The 20,506-nt window shown below is 65.4% G+C and carries 21 protein-coding genes; 18 read left to right on the top strand and 3 right to left on the bottom strand.

Going from position 1 to position 20,506, the window contains the following annotated elements; translation table 11 throughout:
* Positions 1 to 316 precede the first annotated feature (316 nt).
* The 17 genes from RT614_RS09280 to RT614_RS09200 all read left to right on the top strand — a co-directional run bounded on the left by RT614_RS09280 (position 317) and on the right by RT614_RS09200 (position 16,819).
* On the top strand, positions 317 to 3,232 hold the full coding sequence (locus RT614_RS09280; protein ID WP_313621814.1) for a monovalent cation/H+ antiporter subunit A: 2,916 nt from the start codon (positions 317 to 319) through the stop codon (positions 3,230 to 3,232).
* The gene (locus RT614_RS09275; protein ID WP_105238739.1) at positions 3,232 to 3,576 is read left to right on the top strand and encodes a Na+/H+ antiporter subunit C; all 345 of its coding nucleotides are present in this window, start codon (positions 3,232 to 3,234) and stop codon (positions 3,574 to 3,576) included. The genes RT614_RS09280 and RT614_RS09275 overlap by 1 nt, the downstream gene beginning before the upstream one ends.
* Positions 3,573 to 5,204: a monovalent cation/H+ antiporter subunit D gene (locus RT614_RS09270; RefSeq protein ID WP_313621813.1), complete on the top strand. Its 1,632-nt coding sequence runs from the start codon at positions 3,573 to 3,575 to the stop codon at positions 5,202 to 5,204. The genes RT614_RS09275 and RT614_RS09270 overlap by 4 nt, the downstream gene beginning before the upstream one ends.
* A complete protein-coding gene (locus tag RT614_RS09265) occupies positions 5,204 to 5,686 on the top strand; it encodes a Na+/H+ antiporter subunit E (protein ID WP_313621812.1) in 483 nt (160 codons plus the stop codon). Before RT614_RS09270 ends, RT614_RS09265 begins: the two co-directional genes overlap by 1 nt.
* Positions 5,683 to 5,964: a K+/H+ antiporter subunit F gene (locus tag RT614_RS09260; RefSeq protein WP_313621811.1), complete on the top strand. Its 282-nt coding sequence runs from the start codon at positions 5,683 to 5,685 to the stop codon at positions 5,962 to 5,964. Before RT614_RS09265 ends, RT614_RS09260 begins: the two co-directional genes overlap by 4 nt.
* Positions 5,961 to 6,302, top strand: a complete 342-nt coding sequence (gene mnhG / locus RT614_RS09255; protein WP_313621810.1) for a monovalent cation/H(+) antiporter subunit G — start codon at positions 5,961 to 5,963, stop codon at positions 6,300 to 6,302. The genes RT614_RS09260 and mnhG overlap by 4 nt, the downstream gene beginning before the upstream one ends.
* Before the next feature lie 165 nt (positions 6,303 to 6,467).
* On the top strand, positions 6,468 to 6,992 hold the full coding sequence (locus RT614_RS09250; RefSeq protein ID WP_313621809.1) for a hypothetical protein: 525 nt from the start codon (positions 6,468 to 6,470) through the stop codon (positions 6,990 to 6,992).
* 72 nt (positions 6,993 to 7,064) lie between these two features.
* Entirely contained in the window at positions 7,065 to 7,913 is an 849-nt protein-coding gene (locus RT614_RS09245) for an HAD family hydrolase (RefSeq protein WP_313621808.1), read from the top strand.
* A 10-nt stretch (positions 7,914 to 7,923) separates the two neighbouring features.
* Positions 7,924 to 8,415 carry a tRNA adenosine(34) deaminase TadA gene (gene tadA / locus RT614_RS09240; RefSeq protein ID WP_313622047.1) on the top strand — a complete coding sequence of 164 codons (492 nt, stop codon included), beginning with the start codon at positions 7,924 to 7,926 and terminating at the stop codon, positions 8,413 to 8,415.
* Positions 8,412 to 9,473, top strand: a complete 1,062-nt coding sequence (locus RT614_RS09235; RefSeq protein ID WP_313621807.1) for an LD-carboxypeptidase — start codon at positions 8,412 to 8,414, stop codon at positions 9,471 to 9,473. Before tadA ends, RT614_RS09235 begins: the two co-directional genes overlap by 4 nt.
* A 148-nt stretch (positions 9,474 to 9,621) precedes the next feature.
* On the top strand, positions 9,622 to 11,226 hold the full coding sequence (locus tag RT614_RS09230) for an ABC-F family ATPase (RefSeq protein WP_313621806.1): 1,605 nt from the start codon (positions 9,622 to 9,624) through the stop codon (positions 11,224 to 11,226).
* Between the two features lie 189 nt (positions 11,227 to 11,415).
* The gene (locus RT614_RS09225; protein WP_313621805.1) at positions 11,416 to 12,642 is read left to right on the top strand and encodes an MFS transporter; all 1,227 of its coding nucleotides are present in this window, start codon (positions 11,416 to 11,418) and stop codon (positions 12,640 to 12,642) included.
* Between the two features lie 106 nt (positions 12,643 to 12,748).
* Positions 12,749 to 13,519 (top strand): ABC transporter ATP-binding protein, encoded by a 771-nt coding sequence (locus RT614_RS09220; protein ID WP_313621804.1) that lies wholly within the window; start codon positions 12,749 to 12,751, stop codon positions 13,517 to 13,519.
* 64 nt (positions 13,520 to 13,583) lie between these two features.
* On the top strand, positions 13,584 to 14,582 hold the full coding sequence (locus RT614_RS09215; RefSeq protein WP_313621803.1) for an ABC transporter substrate-binding protein: 999 nt from the start codon (positions 13,584 to 13,586) through the stop codon (positions 14,580 to 14,582).
* The gene (locus RT614_RS09210) at positions 14,579 to 15,352 is read left to right on the top strand and encodes an ABC transporter permease (protein WP_313621802.1); all 774 of its coding nucleotides are present in this window, start codon (positions 14,579 to 14,581) and stop codon (positions 15,350 to 15,352) included. Before RT614_RS09215 ends, RT614_RS09210 begins: the two co-directional genes overlap by 4 nt.
* 16 nt (positions 15,353 to 15,368) lie before the next feature.
* Positions 15,369 to 16,175 carry a transporter substrate-binding domain-containing protein gene (locus RT614_RS09205; protein ID WP_313621801.1) on the top strand — a complete coding sequence of 269 codons (807 nt, stop codon included), beginning with the start codon at positions 15,369 to 15,371 and terminating at the stop codon, positions 16,173 to 16,175.
* A gap of 56 nt (positions 16,176 to 16,231) precedes the next feature.
* Positions 16,232 to 16,819, top strand: coding sequence for a YigZ family protein (locus RT614_RS09200; protein WP_313622046.1), 588 nt, complete (start codon positions 16,232 to 16,234; stop codon positions 16,817 to 16,819).
* Positions 16,820 to 16,931: 112 nt separating this feature from the next.
* Here the strand turns inward: RT614_RS09200 and RT614_RS09195 are convergent, their stop codons facing one another.
* Both RT614_RS09195 and RT614_RS09190 read right to left on the bottom strand, forming a co-directional pair.
* Complete coding sequence (locus RT614_RS09195) at positions 16,932 to 17,306, bottom strand: thioredoxin family protein (RefSeq protein ID WP_313621800.1); 375 nt, start codon at positions 17,304 to 17,306, stop codon at positions 16,932 to 16,934.
* 157 nt (positions 17,307 to 17,463) lie between these two features.
* A complete protein-coding gene (locus RT614_RS09190; protein WP_313621799.1) occupies positions 17,464 to 18,495 on the bottom strand; it encodes an LLM class flavin-dependent oxidoreductase in 1,032 nt (343 codons plus the stop codon).
* 231 nt (positions 18,496 to 18,726) lie between these two features.
* Between RT614_RS09190 and RT614_RS09185 the strand changes: the two genes are divergently transcribed.
* Entirely contained in the window at positions 18,727 to 19,080 is a 354-nt protein-coding gene (locus tag RT614_RS09185; RefSeq protein WP_313621798.1) for a VOC family protein, read from the top strand.
* 60 nt (positions 19,081 to 19,140) lie between these two features.
* Here RT614_RS09185 and RT614_RS09180 read toward each other — a convergent pair whose 3' ends face one another.
* Positions 19,141 to 20,433: an NCS2 family permease gene (locus RT614_RS09180; RefSeq protein ID WP_313621797.1), complete on the bottom strand. Its 1,293-nt coding sequence runs from the start codon at positions 20,431 to 20,433 to the stop codon at positions 19,141 to 19,143.
* Positions 20,434 to 20,506: the final 73 nt, after the last annotated feature.

Genomic DNA, 20,506 nt, shown 5'->3' with positions numbered 1-20,506 from the left:
GCATATCTCGCCGCTTTCGATGCGCAATCATTGCGCAGTCATCTTGCTGTCATTAGCTGGGTAAATGCATAAATCTCTGCATAACTTACAAGAATCTGATATTTTTCGGATGAGATTCTTGGCCGGTCTTGCAAGAAAGCTATTGCGTTTGTTTCTGTCTGCGCCGTTCAATTGGCGTTGGTTGATGTCCCCGCGGGGCAACGTGTAGTGCAGCGACGCACCGGGCCAGGGTTCCGTCCGTTTTTCAATCCCCGGTCTGTTTCGTCTTTCGCTGCCTTGCGCTGGCGGGAGGGGGCCCGGACATTCTCGGAACGCCATGTCGCTGATCCTGATCCTCGCTCTGCCGTTTGCCGGCAGCCTGTGCGCCGCGCTGCTGCCTTCCAACGCCCGCAACGCCGAGGCCTGGTTGGCCGGCCTCATCGCCCTTGCCTGCGTGGTTCTCGTCGCCAGTCTGTATCCTGACGTTGCCAACGGCGGCGTGATCCGGGCCGACATGCCCTGGGCGCCTGCACTGGGCCTCCAGTTCACCCTGCGCATGGACGGCTACGCCTGGCTGTTCGCCCTGATCGTCTCCGGCATGGGCGCGCTGGTGGTCCTGTATGCGCGCTATTACATGTCGCCGGAAGACCCGGTTCCCCGCTTTTTCTCGTTCTTCCAGGCGTTCATGGCCGCCATGCTGGGCGTGGTGCTTTCCGGCAACCTGATCCAGCTTGTCCTCTTCTGGGAAATGACCAGCCTGGCTTCGTTCATGCTGATCGCGTATTGGCATCATCGCCTGGACGCGCGGCGGGGCGCCCGCATGGCGCTGACCGTCACGGGGGCGGGCGGATTGTGCCTCCTGGCAGGCGTGCTGATCCTGGGTCATATCGTCGGCAGCTACGACATGGACCGTGTGCTGGCGTCGGGCGATCTCGTGCGCGCCGACCCCTGGTACCCGGCCGTGCTGGTGCTGGTCGCCCTGGGCGCGCTGACCAAAAGCGCGCAGTTTCCCTTCCATTTCTGGCTGCCCAACGCCATGGCCGCGCCCACGCCGGTGTCGGCCTACCTGCACTCCGCCACCATGGTGAAGGCGGGCGTCTTCCTCCTGGCGCGCTTCTGGCCCGTGCTGTCCGGCACCGACGAATGGTTCTGGATCATCGGCGGACTGGGATTGATCACTCTGGTGCTGGGCGCCTACGCGGCCATCTTCCAGCAGGACATGAAAGGCGTGCTGGCCTATTCCACGATCAGCCATCTGGGCCTGATCACGCTGCTGCTGGGCCTGAACAGCACGCTGGCCCTGGTGGCGGCCATCTTCCACATGATGAACCACGCTACGTTCAAGGCCTCGCTCTTCATGGCGGCGGGCGTGGTCGACCACGAAACCGGCACGCGGGACCTCAGCCGGCTTTCGGGCCTTTATAAGGCCATGCCGATCACCGCCACGCTGGCCATGGTGGCCGCGGCGTCGATGGCGGGCGTGCCGCTGCTGAATGGCTTCCTGTCCAAGGAAATGTTCTTCGCGGAAACCACCTTTGTCAGCGGCGACCGCTACGTGCAGATCGGCCTGCCGCTACTGGCGACCATCGCGGGCGCCTTCTCGGTGGCGTATTCGCTGCGCTTTATTCTGCAGGTCTTTTTCGGCCCGCCCGCCACCGACCTGCCGCGCGCCCCGCACGAACCGCCGCGCTGGATGCTGTTGCCCAGCGCGCTGCTGGTGTTCATGTGCCTGCTGGTGGGCGTGGTGCCCAGCCTGACCGTCGGGCCCTTCCTGGCCACCGCGGCGCAGAGCATCCTGGGCGAAAACATGCCCGAGTACAGCCTGGCCGTCTGGCACGGCGTGAATCTGCCGCTGGTGATGAGCCTGGTGGCCACCACGGCGGGCGTCCTGCTGTACCTGGCGTTGCGGGCCCACCAGCGCGCCAATCCCGGGCGCGTGCCATTCATCTACCGGCTGGACGGGCGTCGCACCTTCGAGGCGCTGCTCGACGGGTCCAGCGTGGCGGCCGCCTGGCTGCTGCGCTGGGTGTCGTCCACGCGCCTGCAGGTGCAGATGGTGCTGATCGTGCTGGGCACGCTGTTTGTCGCCTGGCTGCCGCTGCGGGCGGGCGGCTGGCTGGACGGCGCGAACCGCATCACGCCGGTCGACCCGGTGTTCGCCTTGCTGTGGTTGGTTGGCGGCACCTGCGCCCTGGCCGCCGCGTTCCAGGCCAAGTATCACCGTCTTGCGTCCCTGGCTCTCGCCGGCGGGGCAGGGCTGATCACCTGCCTGACCTTCGTGTGGTTCTCCGCGCCCGACCTGGCCTTGACGCAGCTCTCGGTCGAAGTCGTTACCCTGGTGCTTTTGCTCCTGGGGCTGCGCTGGCTGCCGCGGCGGATCGAACAGGACGACGAGGAAAGCCTGAAAGCGACGCTGCAGGCCCGTGGACGCCGCCTGCGCGACCTGCTTCTCGCCGTGGCCGCTGGCGGCGGCATGTCGGCGCTGGCCTATGCCGTGCTGGCGCGGCCGCAAGGCAATACCATTTCGTCTTACTTCGTTGACCGCGCCCTGCCGGACGGCGGCGGCACCAACGTCGTCAACGTGATCCTGGTGGATTTCCGCGGCTTCGATACCTTCGGTGAAATCACCGTGCTGGGTATCGTGGCGCTGACGGTCTACGCGTTGCTGCGCCGCTTCCGTCCCGCCGCCGAAAGCGCGGATCTGCCCCGTCAGCAGAAAGAGCAGGACGGCGGCATTCCGGATGCGCCGGACATCAAATCGCCAGTCCCGCAGGGGTCGAAGATGGTTCCTGCCGTGCTCGTGCGCCTGCTGCTGCCCATCGCCGCGCTGATCTCCGTGTATTTCCTGCTGCGCGGCCATAACCAGCCGGGCGGCGGTTTCGTCGGCGGCCTCATCTTCGCCACGTCCGTCATCCTGCAATACATGGTGGGCGGCGTGTACTGGGTGGAATCCCGCAGCCGCCTGAACCCGCAGAACTGGATCGGCATCGGCCTGCTGTTCGCCGGCGCCGCGGCGATCACCGCGTGGCTGGCCTACAAGCCGTTCCTGGCCGCGCTGGCCTGGGATGTCGCGTTGCCGGTCATCGGACACGTGCACGTGTCCAGCGTCCTGCTCTTCGACCTGGGCGTCTACATGCTGGTCGTGGGGTCCACCGTGCTGGTGCTGGTGGCGCTTGCCCACCAATCGCTGCGCGCGCAGCGCAAGGCCGCCGCCGAACTCCAGGCGGCCGCCGCTCAAACAGGAGAAGCGTGATGGAATTGATATACGCCGCCGCGATCGGCGTCCTGGCGGGCTCTGGCGTCTGGCTGCTGCTGCGGCCCCGCACGTTCCAGTTCATCATGGGGCTGTCCCTGGTTTCCTATGCGGTGAACCTCTTCATCTTCGGCATGGGCCGGCTCACTTCCGGCCGCCCGCCGGTCGTGGATCCCGCCATGGCGCATGATCCTTCCTGGTATGCGGATCCGCTGCCGCAAGCGCTGGTGCTGACGGCCATCGTCATCGGCTTCGCCACCACCGCGCTGTTCCTGGTTGTGCTGCTGGCCTCGCGTGGCCTCACGGGTACCGACCACGTTGATGGACGGGAGTCCCAATCTTGAGTTTCTGGCTTCAACATCTTCCTGTCCTGCCCATTGTCACTCCGCTGGTCGCGGGGGCGGCCATGCTGCTGCTGGCCGACACCAGCCGCTACGCGCGCGGCGGTATCGCGCTGGTGTCCACAATCGCCCAGCTTGCCGCCGCCATTGCCTTGCTGGTCGTCGCCGGCGGCGGCATTCCGGGCGTCTGGCCGCAAGGGGTAGGGGTCTATCTGGTCGGCGACTGGCCCGCGCCTTTCGGCATCGTGCTGGTGGTCGACCGCCTGGCCGCCGTGATGCTCACGCTGACCTCGGTGCTGGGGCTGGCCACGCTGGTCTACGCGCTGGCCCGCTGGGACCGCGCGGGCGTGCACTTCCATTCGCTGTTTCAGTTCCTGCTGATGGGCTTGAACGGCGCCTTCCTCACGGGAGACCTCTTCAACCTGTTCGTGTTCTTCGAAGTCTTGCTGGCGGCGTCCTACGGCTTGCTCCTGCACGGGTCGGGCGTGGCTCGCGTCAGCGCGGGCCTGCAATACATCGCCGTCAACCTGGTGGCGTCCTTCCTGCTGCTGATCAGCATCGCGCTGATCTACGGCGTCACGGGCACCTTGAACATGGCGGACCTGGCCCAGCGCGCGGGCAACCTGGCCGGCGCGGACCGCATGCTGTTCGAGGCAGGCGCCGCCATCCTCGGCGTGGCTTTCCTGGTCAAGGCGGGCGCCTGGCCACTGAATTTCTGGCTGGTCAAGGGATATGGATCGGCCGGCGCGCCGGTCGCTGCCATGTTCTCGATCATGACCAAGGTGGGCATCTATGCGCTGCTGCGCATCGGTTCGCTGCTGCTGCCGACGGGCGCGCCCGCCGCCTTCAGTCTGGACTGGATGTTCGCCGCGGGGCTGGCGACGCTGCTGTTCGGCGGCCTGGGCCTGCTTGCGACCCAGCAGCTTGAAAAGATGGTCGGCTACTGCGTGATCGTCTCGGCAGGCACGCTGTTGACGGCGCTGGGCATGCCCGGCGTCACGCTGACGGGCCCGGCGCTGTTCTACCTGATCAGCTCAGTGCTGACCACGGGCGCCTTCTTCCTCTTGGCCGAACTCATCGAACGGACGCGCAGTTTCGGCGCGAACGTGCTGGCGGTCACGCTGGATGCCTTCGACCTGGATGACCCCGCGTCGGTCAACCGTTCCGACGACGTGGTCGGCGTGGCCATTCCCGCCGCGATGGCGTTCCTGGGCCTGGCCTTCATTTGCTGCGCGCTGCTGGTGACGGGATTGCCGCCGCTGTCCGGCTTCGTCGCGAAGTTCTCGTTGCTGTCGGCCGCGGTATCCGCCGCGACCGAGTCGGCGCCGCCGATGGACGCATGGCTGCTCGTTGCCGCCGTGCTGGTGTCCGGCCTGGCTGGCCTGATCGGGCTGGGCCGCACGGGCATCCGCGTGTTCTGGGCCAGCGACGATCGCAGCACCCCCCGCCTGCGCGTCATCGAGGCCGGTCCGGTTGCCGTCCTGCTGTTGCTGTGCGTGGGCCTGGCTGCCGGGGCAGGGCCGGTGTCGGCCTACCTGGACGATGCCGCCCGGTCGCTGGACCAGCCCGCGTCGTATATCGACGCCGTCATGTCCGCGCAGACCGTGCGCGGCGCCAACGGAGGAAGCTGATGCGTCGTCTCTACTTCCTGATCCTGCCCACGCTGCTGTTCGTCCTGTGGCTGGTGCTGAACGAAAGCCTGTCCGCCGGGCAGATCGCCCTGGGCATCGCGCTGGCGCTCTGGTTCACCTGGGCGGCCTCACGGCTGCGCCCGCTGCACGCGCGGCCGCGCCACCTCTGGAAGGTGGTGCCGCTGTTCCTGCACGTCACGGTGGACATCATCAAGTCCAACGTCGCGGTGGCGCGACTGATCCTGAACCCCCGCCGCAATGACTTTTCACCCGGGTTCATCATGATCCCGCTGACCATGCGCGATCCCCATGGCCTGGCGATGCTCGCGTGCATCGTCACCTACACGCCCGGCACGGTCTGGGTAGACCTGACCGACGACCACAGCCTGAAGCTGCACGTGCTGGATCTCCAGAACGAAGACGAGTGGATCAAGCTGGTGCAGGAGCGCTATGAGCGCCCGTTGATGGAGATGTTCGAATGAATTCCGTACTGTATTGGGCGGCGTCCTTTGCCTTGCTTTGCTTCGCGCTGGGCATGGTGTTCGCCACCGTGCGCCTTTTGCGAGGCCCCACCGCCCAGGACCGCGTCCTGGCCCTGGACACGCTGTATATCAATGGAATGCTCACGATGCTGGTGTTCGGCATCCGCTCGGGCTCGTCCGTGTACTTCGACATTGCGCTGCTGATCGCGTTGTTCGGCTTTGTCGGGTCCACGGCAATGGCGCGGTTCCTGCTGCGCGGAGAGGTGATCGAGCCATGATATCCGCCGACATTCCGCTGTGGGCCAGCATCCCCGCCAGCATCCTGCTGGTGCTGGGCGGCCTGCTTGCCGTGACGGGCTCCGCCGGGCTGCTGCGCTTTCGCACGTTCCAGGCGCGCATCCATGCGCCTACCCTGGGCAACACCATGGGTTGCGGTTGCGTGCTGGCCTCGTCCATCCTGGTGTTTTCGGCGCTTTCGGCGCGGCCGGTCTTCCACGAAGTCATCATCACGCTGCTGCTCGTCGTTTCGTCACCCGTTACCGCCATGCTGTTGATGCGTGCCGCGACTTACCGCAACCGGCTCACCAAGGCCGAGGCGGACAAGGACGCCCGCTGAAAGGCCTTTCGAGCATCCGGGCCTTATCCAGCGCTGAAACGTAACCTTACGAATTCACGTCGCTGGACATGTCCCCCGTCGCGGCATCATGGGATAGTTGTATCAGCTGGCGGCGAAGCTCAACGCTTCGCCGTCCCGGTTCAATCTCTCTCAAAGGAGCTGACCATGATTACTGCACCCATGCCCACGAAGCGCATTGCCGCGACCCTCTGCACGGCCGGCCTGATGCTGGTCGCCGGCGCGGTCCACGCGGCGGACAACACCACCAACGCGCGCTCGGCACAATCCCAATACCAGCAGGACGTCGCCACCTGCAAAAGCGGCGCGTCCGGACAGCCGCTCGAGACCTGCCTGCGCGAAGCCGGCGCTGCACGACAAGAGCGGTCTCGCCAGAATCTCACCGAAAAATCGCCTGACCAGCTTCAGCAGAACATTCTGGCCCGCTGCAGTCGCTTGCCGGAACCGCAACGGCAGAACTGCGTGACGCAAATGACCTCGCCCTCGAACGTGCGGGGCAGCGTCCAAGGTGGTGGCGTGCTGCGCGAAACGGTGATCCAGGTTCCCGCGGACAGCATGGCGCCGCCGGCTGGAAACGCGCCTGGCATGGCGCCCGCTCCAGGTATGGCGCCCGCTCCGGGCATGGCGCCGGCGCCGGGCACGGGCACGATGTCTGCTCCGATCCGCCAGTAGGGCAGTGCGCGGAGGCGCAGCCGCGGCCGCATTCAGGCAAAATGGCGGCTGTCGCCTTACTCACGCATATTCATGTCCGACGTCATCGCCCTGATTTTCGACTTCGACGACACGCTGGCCTCGGACAGCACGTCCGGCTTCCTGGAAAGCATCGGCGTGGACACGGCGTCCTTCTGGAAGGACCAGGTCGATCCGCTGCTTTCCCAGCAGGACTGGGATCCCGTGCCGGCCTATCTGTACCGCATGATCCAGTTGTCGCAGTCCGGCAAGCACGGACTGATCACCCAGCAGCGCCTGAAAGACTGGGGCTCGCGCCTGGACCTGCACGACGGCGTGCCCACCTTGTTCCAGCGGCTGCGCGCCGCCGTGCGCGCCGAGCAGCCGCAAGTGCAGCTCGAGTTCTACCTGATTTCCAGCGGCATTGGCGACGTCGTCCGGTCCACGCCCATTGCGCATGAATTCACCGAGATCTGGGCATCGGAATTCGTCTATGGCGAAGATGGCGGCATCGCGTTCCCGCGCCGCATCGTCAGCTTCACGGACAAGACTCGCTACCTGTTCCATATCCAGAAGGGCATCATCGGACGGGATTTCCGCAACAAGCCTTTCGAGGTCAACCGCAAGGTGCCCGAAGACCGGCTGCGGGTGCCGTTCGACCAGATGGTGTTCGTTGGCGACGGCTACACCGACATTCCTTGCTTTTCGCTGATCCGCCGGGCCGGCGGATTCGCCTTCGGCGTCTGGGATCCCAAGCACCGCGACAAGCGCAGCCGCGCCTGGGGCTTCATTGAAGAGGGCCGGGTGTCCAACCTGAACCAGGCGCGCTACGGCGAAGACGCCGAACTCTATCAATGGCTCGAAGAGGCCGTCACCAGCCTGGCGGGCCGAATTGCCTTGAAGTCCCGGGTGTACCGTGGTTGATCCGACTCCCATGGCGGCGGTTCCGCCCTGGACCGAACAGGACGCCCGATTCATGACCCTGGCGCTCGAAGAGGCGCAGGCCGCGTACGACATCGGCGAAGTCCCCGTGGGCGCGCTGGTGGTGTCGGCCCAGGGCGATATCCTCGGACGCGGATTCAACCGCACGATCATCGACCACGATCCGACCGCGCATGCGGAAATCGTGGCGCTGCGCGGCGCCGCGCGCCAGCTTGAGAACTACCGTCTGCCCGGCATCACCGTGTACGTCACGCTTGAGCCCTGCGTGATGTGCATTGGCGCCATGCTGCACGCGCGGCTCGCGCGCGTGGTGTTCGGCGCCTACGATCCCAAGACGGGCGCATGTGGCAGCGTGCTGGACGTCGGGTCCGTCCCCAAGCTCAATCATCACACTTCAGTCACCGGCGGCGTGCTGGCGGAACCTTGCGGCGACCTGCTGCGCCGGTTCTTCCGCGAACGCCGCGCCAAGGAATCCATCGCATGAGCACCCCCAAAGCCGCCCGGCCCGCCGCCAAGGCGCGCCGCGCCAAGGCTGACGCCACCCCGGCGCATGACCACAACCACGATCACGACCACGATCACGGCCCGGATTGTGCAGACCACTGCGACCATGACCACAGCCATGACCACGATCACGGCCCGCGTCCCGACGCGCGCGGCATCTACCTGATCTCGCCGTCATCCGCGGTGCGCGATCCGGCCACGGTGGAACTGGCGCGCGAACGTCTGACGCAGCAGGGATTCAAGACGGCGCTCGACCGCACGGCCCTGGCCGAACACCAGCGGTTTGCCGGCACGGATGCACAGCGACTGGCCAGCCTGACGCGCGCGGCCAAGCAGAAACTCCCGATCGTCATGGTGACGCGCGGCGGCTATGGCCTGGGCCGGCTGCTGCACGCCATCGACTGGAAGGCCATGGCCGACAGCGGCAAGCGCTTTGTCGGCATGAGCGATTTCACGGCCTTCAACCTGGGCCTGCTGGCGCAGACCGGGGCGGTCAGCTATACCGGCGCGACCGCGGTGCAGGATTTCGGCGGCAAGAAGGTCGACGACCTGACCGAAGCGCTGTTCGGCGAAGTGATGCGAGGCGAACTCGAGATCCTCAGCTTCGAAACCCTGGACGCCGACCCCGTGGACGCGCGCGGCATTCTGTGGGGCGGCAACCTGGCCATGGTGACGTCCTTGCTGGGCACCCCCTACATGCCGAAGATTCGCGGCGGCATTTTGTTCCTCGAAGACGTGGCCGAACATCCTTACCGGATCGAGCGCATGCTGATCCAACTTTGGCAGGCGGGCATTCTCGCCAAGCAGAAGGCGATCGTGCTGGGCCGCTTCACGGATTACAAGCTGGCCCCCCACGACAAGGGCTACGACCTGCACGAGGTGGTGGCCTGGCTGCGCAAGACGGTCAAGGTGCCGGTGATCACCGGCCTGCCGTATGGCCATGTGGCCACGAAGGCCACGCTGCCCATCGGGCAAAAGGTAGGCATCGCCACGGAAAGGGGCCTTGCGCACCTGGTGCTGGACGAACACCACCATTGATCCGCGCCAAGCCCGGTCTCGCGTTCATGCGTGGCCGGCGTCGGACGAGGGCGGGCGCCACGATGATGGAATTGGGGGCGCATGCCCTTTGCTACACTATCGGGTTTCCTCGCATGCGCCTTAGGGCGCCTTCAAACGTACATACACCGTGATATCCACAGCCAATCTCACCATCCAGTTCGGTCCCAAGCCCCTTTTCGAGAACGTCAGTGTCAAGTTCGGGGAAGGCAACCGGTACGGGCTGATCGGGGCCAATGGGTCCGGCAAGTCTACGTTCATGAAGATCATTGGCGGCGACCTGGAACCGTCCGGCGGCAACGTCTCGCTCGAGCCCGGCGTGCGCCTGGGCAAACTGCGCCAGGACCAGTTCGCGTTTGAAGACCTGCGCGTGCTGGACGTCGTGATGATGGGCCACACCGAAATGTGGGCCGCCATGTCCGAGCGCGACGCCATCTACGCCAGTCCCGAGGCTTCCGAAGACGACTACATGCGCGCCGCGGACCTGGAAGCCAAGTTCGCCGAGTACGACGGCTACACGGCCGAAGCACGCGCCGGCGAACTGCTCCTGGGCCTGGAAATCGGCGTGGACCAGCACAACCTGCCCATGCGCGAAGTTGCGCCGGGCTGGAAGCTGCGCGTGCTGCTGGCGCAGGCGCTGTTCTCGAATCCCGATGTCCTGCTGCTGGACGAACCCACCAACAACCTGGACATCAACACGATCCGCTGGCTGGAAAACGTGCTCAACGGCTATCAGAGCACGATGATCATCATCAGCCACGATCGCCACTTCCTGAACCAGGTGTGCACGCACATGGCCGACGTGGACTACGGCGAGATCCGCATCTACGCCGGCAACTACGACGACTACATGCTGGCCTCCACCCAGGCCCGCGAGCGCCTGGTGGCCAACAACGCCAAGGCCAAGGAACGCGTTGCCGAACTGCAGGACTTCGTGCGCCGTTTCGCGGCCAACAAGTCCAAGTCGCGCCAGGCCACCTCGCGCCTGAAGCAGATCGACCGCATCAAGGCCGACCAGGTCGTGGTCAAGCCGTCGTCGCGCCAGAACCCGTACATCCGGTTCGAGCAGAACAAGGTCATGCACCGCCTGGCCGTCACCGTCGAAAACCTGACCAAGGCCTACGACGCGCCGGTCATCACGAAGTTCTCGGCCATGGTCGACGCCGGCGAAAAGATCGCCATCATCGGCGCCAACGGCGTGGGCAAGACGACGCTGCTGCGCCTGTTGGCCCTGGATCTTCAGCCCGATTCCGGCTCGGTGAAGTGGTCTGATAATGCCGACCTGGGCTATATGGCTCAGGACGTTTCGGACCAGTTCCAACAAACCGACATCAACCTGCTGGACTGGATGGGCGACCACCGTCAGCCGGGCGACGACGACCAGTCCATCCGTTCCGTGCTGGGCCGCCTGCTGTTCTCGGCGGATGACCTGCCCAAGGCGCCCAAGGTGCTGTCCGGTGGCGAAAAGAACCGCATGACCTTCGGCCGCTTGATGCTGGGCCGGCACAACGTCATGCTGCTCGACGAACCCACCAACCATTTGGACATGGAATCGATCGAGTCGCTGCAGTTCGCGCTGGAAAAGTACGAAGGCACGCTGGTATTCGTGTCGCATGACCGCGAGTTCGTGTCCGGCCTGGCCACGCGCGTGATCGAAATCCTGCCGACCGGCGAGATCGTCGACTATCGCGGCAACTACGAAGACTACCTGTCCTCGCGCGGCATCGAGGCCTGATCTTCCCGGCTCTGCATCAGCGGCGCGCCGCAACGCGCGCCGCTTTGTTTTTTGGAGTTCGCGCAGTCGGGGGAGCGGTTCGCCCGCCGCCGGTCGCCCGCCGCCGCATTCAGCCTGCCGCAATGTGGCTGCGCTATCATCGTGCCCGTCCATGGCGGTTGTCCGGCCAGGCCTCTTTTTTGCCCCCAAATGTCTCCCTCTTTGCATGACGCGCCCGATGGCGCGCAGATCGGCACGTTCACGTTGACGGCCCGCATCGTTGCCATCGCCTTCTTTACCTTCATCTGTTATCTGGCCATCGGCCTGCCGCTTGCGGTGCTGCCCGGCTATGTCCACGACAAACTCGGCTACGGCTCGGTGCTGGCCGGCCTGGCGATCAGCGTGCAGTATCTGGCCACGTTGCTGAGCCGGTCGCACGCCGGCCGCATGGCCGACACCGTCGGTCCGAAACAGACCGTGGTCATCGGCATGGCGGCCTGCGCGGCCAGCGGGGTTTTCCTGCTGCTGGCCTATGCGTTCGAACGCAGCGCCTGGCTTAGCCTGTCGGCCATCATCATCAGCCGCCTGGCGCTGGGCTTCGGCGAAAGCTGGGTCGGAACCGGTTCGGCCACGTGGGCGATCGCCAGGGTAGGGCCGCTGCACACGGCGCGCGTGATCTCCTGGAATGGAATCTGCACCTACGGCGGATTGGCCCTGGGCGCGCCGCTCGGGGTGCACCTGGAAACCCAGTGGAGCATGGGCGCGCTGGGTGGCGCGGTGCTATTGCTGGGGTTGGCGGGATTGGGCCTGGCGATGTCTCGCGCGGCCGTCGCCATCGTCGGCGGGCATCGGATGGCATTCAAGAGTGTCGTGCTGCGCGTATTTCCGCACGGGATGGCGCTGGGCCTTGGCTCGGTGGGCTTCGGCACGCTGGCCGCCTTCGTCGCGCTGTACTACGCCAGCTTGTCGTGGGATGGCGCGGCCCACGCGCTCAGCGCGTTCGGCGGCGCGTTCATTGGCGTGCGCCTGCTGTTCGCCGGCACCATCACGCGCTACGGCGGATTCCGGGTGGCCCAGGTGTCGTTCCTGGTCGAGGCCGCAGGGCTGCTGCTGTTGTGGCTGGCGCCCAATCCCGGGATGGCCCTGTTGGGCGCCGCCCTGACAGGCTGCGGCTTTGCGCTGGTGTTTCCAGCCATCGGCGTCGAAGCCGTTGCACGCGTGCCGGCGGGCAGCCGTGGGGCCGCCCTGGGCGCGTATTCGGCCTTCCTGGACCTGGCGCTTGGCGTGACCGGCCCGATCGCCGGCTATATCTCCAGCAAGTTCGGCTATCCCTCTATCTTCCTGGCGGCATCGCTGTCCGTGACCGTGGGCTTCGTCATTGCGTTCGGGCTGCAGCGCGCCGCAGTCAGGCAGCGCGCGGCATCGACTCCCGCATGATCGTTATTACTGGAAGAAGTAAAGACATTCGATATTGATTGTTTGGATTCATATAACGAATTGTTAGATTTGAGGCTCGTTTTCACGCGCGCCCACGATTCGCTCTATGAACCTGACTTTCGACCACGTCCACAAGCACTTTGGCGACCTGCCCGTCGTGGACGGCTTTACCAGTGAATTCAAGACCGGAGAGCTGGTCGCGCTGGTGGGCCCGTCCGGCTGCGGCAAATCCACTTTGCTGCACCTGGCGGCGGGTTTGGAAATGCCCACGCAGGGCAGCGTGCTTGCCGACGGCAACAAGATCGCCGGGCCGCATCCCAGCCGCACGCTGGTGTTCCAGGAACACGCGCTCTATCCGTGGCTGACGCTCGAGGACAACGTGGCGCTGGCGCTGGAGTTCCAGAACACGCCCAAGAAGCGCGCCCGCGAAGCCGCTCGCGAATGGCTGAACCGCGTCAGCCTGGGCGGGTTCGAAAAGTACTATCCCCATCAGGTGTCCGGCGGCATGCGCCAGCGCGCCGCATTGGCCCGCGCCTTCATTGCGCAGCCCCAGACCATGCTGATGGACGAGCCCTTTGGCGCCCTAGATGCGCTGACTCGCCTGAGCCTGCAAGACGTGCTGCGCCAGCTCATCGCCCAGGAAAAGCCCACCGTGCTGCTCGTCACCCACGACGTGGACGAGGCCCTGTTCCTGGCCGATCGCATCGTCGTCTTCAGCCCGCGACCCGCGCGCGTGCTGCGCGAATTCAATCTGGCCCATCGCGTGAAGACCCACGACCTGGCCGACCTGGCCACCGAAAAGCGCGAGATCCTGCGCCTGTTGGGCATCGGTGTCGGCGGGTCGGATACGCACGCCGACATGGCGTTGGCCGCCTGATTCCATTTTCTGATTACCCCTCCGCGCTCTGGCGCGGGCGATTCCTGATTCCCTGGAGCTCCTGATGAAATTGAAGCAATGGCTGTCCCTGCCGCTGGCCGCGGCGCTGCTGGCGGCTGCCCCCGCGATGGCCGCCGAAAAATTCCGCGTGGGCTACCTGCGCGTGATGGACGATGCGCAAGCGATCGTCGCGCAAGAGGGCGGCTACTACAAAAAGGCCGGGCTGGATTCCGAACTGATCGAATTCAAGTCGGGCACCGACCTGATCAAGGCGATCGTCGGCGGCCAGTTGGACATTGGCGTGCTGGGTTTCACCAACGCCGTGGCCTGGGCTTCCAAGGGCGCTGACCTGAAGGTGGTGGGCGGCGCGCAGCAGGGGTACCACTCGCTGATCGTGCGCGACGACTCCGGCATCAAGGACATCGCCGGCCTGAAGGGCAAGACGCTGGCTTCGCAGGCCGAAGGCAGCACCGCGGACGTGGTCCTGAAGGGCGTGGTGCTCAAGCAGGGCAACCTCGCGGCGGACGACGTCAACGTGATGGGCGTGAGCCCGGCGGTGGCCGTGCAGTCGCTGGTGGGCAAGCGCGTGGACGCCGCCTTCCTGTTCGAACCCTATGATCGCATCGCGCAACTGGTCGCGCCGGTCAAGCAGATCTATGAAGTGGGCCAGGCCTGGCCGTTCCCCTGCATGGTCGTGATCACCTCGGGCGAAACGCTGGCCAAGCGCAAGGATGACGTCTGGAAGGCGCTGGACGCCCAGAACCAGGCCATCACGCTGCTGCAGAAAGAGCCGGCGCAGGCTTCCAAGCTGATCGCGTCGTACTTCATCGCCGAGCCCACGCTCAAGACCCTGAGCCGCGGTGAACTCCCGCGTGAAACGGTCATCGCCGAAGCCATCAGCACGCAGGTGTTCACGCCCAAGCTGACGGAAAAGGACACGGCCCGCATGCAGGAGATCGCTGACATCCTGCAGGCCCAGGGTTCGCTGAAGACGCGTGATGGCAAGCGCTACGACGTCTCCAGCATCGTCGACCTGTCCTGGCAAGAGGCTCGCAAGCTTTGAGCTCCTCTACCCGTGTGACCGGCGCCCGCAAGCACATTGCGGGCGTTCTGGGCGTCGTGTTCATCCTTGCGCTGTGGCAATTGGCGGCGTTCGTGCTGCCCGACTTCCTGATGCCGGGCGTGCCCGCCGTGGTCGAGCGCCTGTTCGAAGACCTGGGCAAGCAGTCTTTCCACCAGAGCCTGTTGGGCACGTTGGGCCGGCTTGGCGCAGGCTACGGGCTGGCGCTAGCCGCCGGCGTCGGCTTCGGGCTGGTGGCCGCCGTGCTGTTCTTCTTCCGCGAAGTGCTGCGCAGCGCGATCGTCATCCTGCAATCGATCCCGTCCATCGCCTGGGTGCCTCTGTTTCTCATCGTGATGGGCTTCGGCAACACCCCGATCATCGTGGTCGTGGCGCTGTCCGCCTTCTTCCCGGCCGCGCTGAGCGTGATGAACGCCACCGAATCCGTGCAGCGTGTGCACGTGTCGGCGGCGCGCGTCATGGGCGCGACGCGCTGGGGCCTGGTCAAGCGGGTGTACCTGCCCGCGGTCATGCCCGAACTCATCACCGGCGCGCAGCTTGCGTTCGGCAATGCCTGGCGGGCGCTGATCTCGGCGGAAATGCTGATCGGCTTCGGCAAGGGCCTGGGTCGTTCGCTGGCGTACTCGGGCGAAATCGCCGACATGACGGGCGTCATGACCAACATCCTGGTCATTGCCGTGCTGGCCGCGCTGATCGACCAGTTCGTGCTTGAAAACCTCAAGCATCGGCTGCTGCGTTATCAATACGTCTAAGCCGTCGGAGCTCGCCATGATGTCCCGGATGCGCCTCTTCGTCCTTGCCGCCAGCGTGGCGTTGGCGGGCTACGCGATGGCGCAGCCGCAGACTTTCCCCGCTGCGCGGGCGCGGGGCGAACTGGTCGTGGGGGTTCCATACCTGGCGCCGCCGCCCGCGGCCGGGGCCAAGATCCGCACGCCGGAGGGCCTCGACGCGGCGATGACGGAAAAGCTGGGCGCCAGCCTGAACCTGCCGGTGCGCCTTGTGCAGTTGCCGGTCGCGCAGGCCGCCACGGCGCTGGCTTCCGGTCAGGTCGATCTGGTGCTTGCCGACAGCCCGCAAAGCCAGCCGGACACCGTCGCGATGCAGGCAACGGGCTACGCGGCGCGCCCCAAGGCGGTGATCCGCAGCGATACACGCCTGCGCAAGCCGGCCGACGTGCGCGGACGCACAGTCTGCATGGCGGAAGCCGCCACGCAGGCGAAGGCGCTGGCCGAGGGCTGGGGCGCGGCCGTGCGTACGTATCGCGTGCCGTCCGATGCGCTGGTGGCGGTACGTGAAGGCACGTGCGACATCGGGCTGGTCGACGACGCCGTGTGGGAGCCGCTGGTGCGATTCCCGGAATGGAAGAAGTTCTCTTCAACCCTGGCCGCCGACGGCGCGCGCCAGGAGCGCGTCTGGTTGGTGGCCGCCAGCGACCAGGCATCGCGAACCTGGCTGGACCAGGAAATGCGCGCCTGGGATCGCGCCGGCGCCTGGAAAGCCATGACATCGAAGTGGGCGCGTGACGTGGCCTTCGACGTCTACCTGGACCAGGAAGTCCCCGACTGCCACGGCTAACGGCATAACCCGCGATAAGGCGCGGTTGCTCGGTGGACACACTTACAATGCCGGGCATGACGCACACGCTGACCGGTCCCTGCACGTACCAGGAAGACATCAAGAAAAGCCGCTTTGCCGCGTATGCCGCGCCAGTGGCCACGGTCGAAGACGCCATGCGATTCTTCGCCGAGCACAGCGACTTTGAGGCCACCCACAATTGCTGGGCCTACCGCATCGGCCAGGAATACCGCTTCAACGATGACGGCGAACCCGGCGGCACGGCCGGAAGGCCGATCCTGCAGGCCATCGAAGGGCAGGACATGGATCGCGTGGCCGTGCTGGTGGTGCGCTGGTACGGGGGCATCAAGCTGGGCGCAGGCGGACTGGTAAGGGCCTACGGCGGTTGCGCGGCCAACTGCCTGCGGCTGGCCGAACGCACCGAAATCGTGGATCTCGCGACCGTGCACTGCGTTTGCGGATTTGCCGAGCTTGCGTTGTTGAAGTCGCGTCTGGCGCAGGCTGGGGCGGCAATCCAGCATGAAGACTTCAATCAAGACGGCGTGGCGCTCAGCTTTACCGCTCCGCGCTCGGTCCTGGCCGACCTCGAGGTCACCGTCGCAAACATCACGCGCGGGCGCTCCGCGTGGGAGCTGATTTCCTAGACAGGGTTCAGCAAGACCAGTGGCGACCGCCAGGCGACGCGGTCCGGCCGGGCTGGCGGATCAGTCGCCCCGGTACAAAAGAAAGGGGCCCGCTGATGGGGCCCTTGTTGGTTCATGCGTCCTGGCTGTCTTGCGCCGCGGCGATTTCCTTGTGGACCTTTTCCATGTCCACTTCCTTGATCTTCGCGAGCAGCTCGTTCAGCTGTCCGCCAGACAAGGCGCCCGGTTGCGAGAACAGCAGGACTTTCTCGCGGAAGACCATCAGCGTGGGAATCGAACGGATGCCCAGGGCGCCGGCGAGTTCCTGCTCGACGTCGGTGTTCACCTTGGCGAACGTGACATCGGGATGTTCGGTGGCGGCCTGCTCGAACACGGGCGCAAAGCCGCGGCACGGGCCGCACCAGGGCGCCCAGAAGTCGACGATCAGGGTGCCGTCAGGCGTGATGGCGTCCTGGAAGCTGTCTTTGGTGAGTTCAACAATACTCATTTGGAATCCTTGCCGCGCAAGCGGCGAAAAGCAATGGCAAAGGCGTCCGGGCCGGCCCCGGACGTGTTGCGGCGATGAGTGTTCGCCTGGTGCCTGTTAGGCAATAGTAGAGCGGGTTCCCGCTGCGTCGCAATGGTTCTCGCTTCTATTGGTGCCTTTAAGGCGCCTGAACGGCCGCGCGGGTGGAAACACCGGCGCCGTTTTTCAGCGAAGCGACGATCTCGAACGAACGCAGGCGGTCCGCGATATCGTAAAAGTCCGACACGATCATGACTTCGTCGGCCTGCGTTTCAGCGACAAGCGCTTCGAGTTCACGCTTGACAGTATCGGGCCCGCCGACGATGGAGGCGCCCAGTCTTTGATTCACCGCTTCGCGCTCCCATTCGTTCCAGACGCCGTCCATGCTTTCGACGGGCGGCTGCAATTGCAGGCGATGGCCGCGCACCAGAGACAGAAACTTCAGTTGCTGCGTGGTGGATTGGAATCGGGCCGCCTCATCGGATTCAGCGGCAATGACCGGCACGCCGATCATGGAGTAGGGGCGCGAGAGTGTCGCCGACGGCTTGAACAAGTGACGGTACAGGCGCATCGCCGCCATGCCTTCAGGCGAGAAATGGCCGGCGAACGAGAAGGGCAGGCCCAGTTCCGCCGCCATGCGCGCGCTGAAGTCGCTGGATCCCAGCAACCAGATCGGGATGTCCAGTCCTTCGCCGGGAATGGCGCGCACGGGCTGCCCGGAGCGCGAGGGCGCCAGGAAGGCGCGCAGTTCTTCCACCAGGGCCGGGAACTCCAAGCCGCTGCGCGGGCTGCGGCGCAACGCCTGCTGTGTGGCCCCATCGCTGCCCGGCGCGCGGCCCAGGCCCAGGTCGATGCGGCCGGGGTACAGGGTCTCGAGCGTGCCGAATTGTTCAGCGATGATGAGCGGAGCATGGTTGGGCAGCATGACGCCGCCCGAACCCACGCGCAGCGTCTTCGTGTGACCCGCCACGTGGCCGATCAGCACGGCAGTGGCGCTGCTGGCCACGCCATTGATGTTGTGGTGTTCCGCCAGCCAGAAGCGGTTGTAGCCCAGCCGTTCGACGTGTTGCGCCAACGAGACCGTGTTGCGGAAGGCGTCCGCGGCATCGCGGCCCTGCACAATCGGGGCCAGGTCGAGCACGGAAAAGGGGATGTTCGCTAATGCGCTCATGCCTGGGCCTTCGGGGCGGCGGCACAGACGGGCAGCGCGGGATTCAGACGGGAAAGGCGCAAGATGTACTCCATATGCTGATATACATGGGGAGTGTATCGGCGATTTCAACCGCGCCAGCCAGCAACCATGCGGTCCGCCGGGTTGATTGATTTTTTCGATCCCTACAATAGGCCAGGACGTGGACGCCATGCCGGCGGCCGCCGCCAGTAGCCGCGACAGGAGAAGAGCATGGGCACACAAGGCCGGAACAACCAGATAGACAACATCGAGTTCAACGTGACGGATATCGCGCGCAGCAAACGCTTCTACGGCGACGTCTTCGGCTGGACCTTCACGGACTACGGTCCGACTTACTGCGAATTCACCGATGGCCGATTGACGGGCGGCTTCACGACAGGCGCGCCGGTGCGCCCGGGCGGGCCGCTCGTCATCCTGTACGGCGACGACCTGGCCGCGGCCCAGCGGCGTGTGACCGCCGCAGGCGGACGCATCACCCGCGAGGAATTTTCCTTCCCGGGCGGAAGCCGGTTTCAGTTCACCGACCTGGACGGCTACGAACTGGCGGTGTGGACGATGAAATGAAAAAGCCGCCACGGGCACGATGCCGTGGCGGCTGATGTACACGTCTGCAGGACGTGTCGCCTATTCAGGGAAGAAGGCGTACCGGATGACGAACAGCACGGCCACCAGCCACGTGGCGGGGTGCACGTCGCGGATCTTGCCCGTGGCCGTCTTGAGCACCACGTAGCTGATGAAGCCGAACGCAATGCCGTTGGCGATCGAATACGTGAAGGGCATGACGAGTGCGGTCAGCGCCGCGGGCGTGGCTTCGCAGACGTCGTTCCAGTCGATGTCGATCAGTTCGCGCATCATCAGGCCGGCCACGTAGAGCAGGGCGGGTGCGGTGGCGTAGGCCGGCACGGCGCCCGCCAGCGGCGAAATGAACAGCGCCGCCAGGAACAGCAGGCCGACGACCAGCGCGGTCATGCCCGTGCGGCCGCCGGCCTGCACGCCCGATGCGCTTTCGACGTAGGCGGTGGTGCTGCTGGTGCCCAGCATGGAACCCGCGACGATGGCGGTGCTGTCGGCGAACAGCGCGCGTCCCAGGCGGTTGGGGCGGTCTTCAGGCACCAGGCCGGCACGCTTGGCCACGCCCACGAGGGTGCCCGTGGCGTCGAACACCTCGACCAGCACGAACACCAGGATCACGTGCACAAAGCCGCTATGCAACGCGCCCATGATGTCCAGCTTGAACAGCGTGGGCGAGAGGCTGGGGGGGACCGAGAAGATGCCCTTGAACTCGTTGTAGCCCAGCACCATCGACAACACCGTGACAACGATGATGCCGATCAGGATGGCGCCGCGGACGCGCAGCGCATCCAGCGAGGCGATGATGAAAAAACCCAGGATCGCGAACAGCGGGCCGTGCGAAGTCAGGTTGCCCAGCGTGACCTTGGTGGCGGGGTGCGCAACCACGATGCCGGCGCTGGATAGCGCGATAATGGCCAGGAACAGGCCGATGCCGGCCGCGATGGCGCTGCGCAGCGAATGCGGAATGCCTTTGACCAGCCAGACACGGATGCCGGAAATCGTCAGGAACAGGAAGATGACGCCCGATATGAACACCGCGCCCAGCGCCTGCTCCCAGGTGTAGCCCATGGTCTTGACCACGGTAAACGCGAAAAAGGCGTTCAGTCCCATGCCGGGCGCCATGCCGATCGGCCAGTTGGCGATCAGCGCCATCACCAGCGAGCCCAGCGCGGCGGCCAGGCACGTGGCCACGAAGACGGCGTCGCGGTCCATGCCCGTCGACGACAGAATGTCCGGATTGACGAAGATGATGTACGACATCGTCAGGAATGTCGTCAGGCCCGCCACGACTTCCGTTCTGGCTGTCGTTCCGTGTTCACGCAGCTTGAATAGCTTCTCCAGCATTCGAGTCCCCAGGGTTTTTGCAAGCTTTGCAGGTTGTGAGGAAGGGGCCGGACAGCCCTTCCCGATTTAGAAA

This window comes from Achromobacter sp. (assembly GCF_032102605.1).
Taxonomy (GTDB): Bacteria; Pseudomonadota; Gammaproteobacteria; order Burkholderiales; family Burkholderiaceae_B; genus Achromobacter.
The sequence above is the reverse complement of the archived record's forward strand: the minus strand, read 5'-3'. Positions and strand labels throughout refer to the sequence as shown.

Bases quoted from the DNA above. Each gene is read 5' to 3' on its own strand.
- RT614_RS09280 (WP_313621814.1), top strand. From the start codon at position 317: ATGTCGCTGATCCTGATCCTCGCTCTGCCGTTTGCCGGCAGCCTGTGC.
- RT614_RS09275 (WP_105238739.1), top strand. From the start codon at position 3,232: ATGGAATTGATATACGCCGCCGCGATCGGCGTCCTGGCGGGCTCTGGC.
- RT614_RS09265 (WP_313621812.1), top strand. From the start codon at position 5,204: ATGCGTCGTCTCTACTTCCTGATCCTGCCCACGCTGCTGTTCGTCCTG.
- RT614_RS09260 (WP_313621811.1), top strand. From the start codon at position 5,683: ATGAATTCCGTACTGTATTGGGCGGCGTCCTTTGCCTTGCTTTGCTTC.
- mnhG (WP_313621810.1), top strand. From the start codon at position 5,961: ATGATATCCGCCGACATTCCGCTGTGGGCCAGCATCCCCGCCAGCATC.
- RT614_RS09250 (WP_313621809.1), top strand. From the start codon at position 6,468: ATGATTACTGCACCCATGCCCACGAAGCGCATTGCCGCGACCCTCTGC.
- RT614_RS09245 (WP_313621808.1), top strand. From the start codon at position 7,065: ATGTCCGACGTCATCGCCCTGATTTTCGACTTCGACGACACGCTGGCC.
- tadA (WP_313622047.1), top strand. From the start codon at position 7,924: ATGGCGGCGGTTCCGCCCTGGACCGAACAGGACGCCCGATTCATGACC.
- RT614_RS09235 (WP_313621807.1), top strand. From the start codon at position 8,412: ATGAGCACCCCCAAAGCCGCCCGGCCCGCCGCCAAGGCGCGCCGCGCC.
- RT614_RS09225 (WP_313621805.1), top strand. From the start codon at position 11,416: ATGTCTCCCTCTTTGCATGACGCGCCCGATGGCGCGCAGATCGGCACG.
- RT614_RS09220 (WP_313621804.1), top strand. From the start codon at position 12,749: ATGAACCTGACTTTCGACCACGTCCACAAGCACTTTGGCGACCTGCCC.
- RT614_RS09215 (WP_313621803.1), top strand. From the start codon at position 13,584: ATGAAATTGAAGCAATGGCTGTCCCTGCCGCTGGCCGCGGCGCTGCTG.
- RT614_RS09205 (WP_313621801.1), top strand. From the start codon at position 15,369: ATGATGTCCCGGATGCGCCTCTTCGTCCTTGCCGCCAGCGTGGCGTTG.
- RT614_RS09200 (WP_313622046.1), top strand. From the start codon at position 16,232: ATGACGCACACGCTGACCGGTCCCTGCACGTACCAGGAAGACATCAAG.
- RT614_RS09195 (WP_313621800.1), bottom strand. From the start codon at position 17,306: ATGAGTATTGTTGAACTCACCAAAGACAGCTTCCAGGACGCCATCACG.
- RT614_RS09190 (WP_313621799.1), bottom strand. From the start codon at position 18,495: ATGAGCGCATTAGCGAACATCCCCTTTTCCGTGCTCGACCTGGCCCCG.
- RT614_RS09185 (WP_313621798.1), top strand. From the start codon at position 18,727: ATGGGCACACAAGGCCGGAACAACCAGATAGACAACATCGAGTTCAAC.
- RT614_RS09180 (WP_313621797.1), bottom strand. From the start codon at position 20,433: ATGCTGGAGAAGCTATTCAAGCTGCGTGAACACGGAACGACAGCCAGA.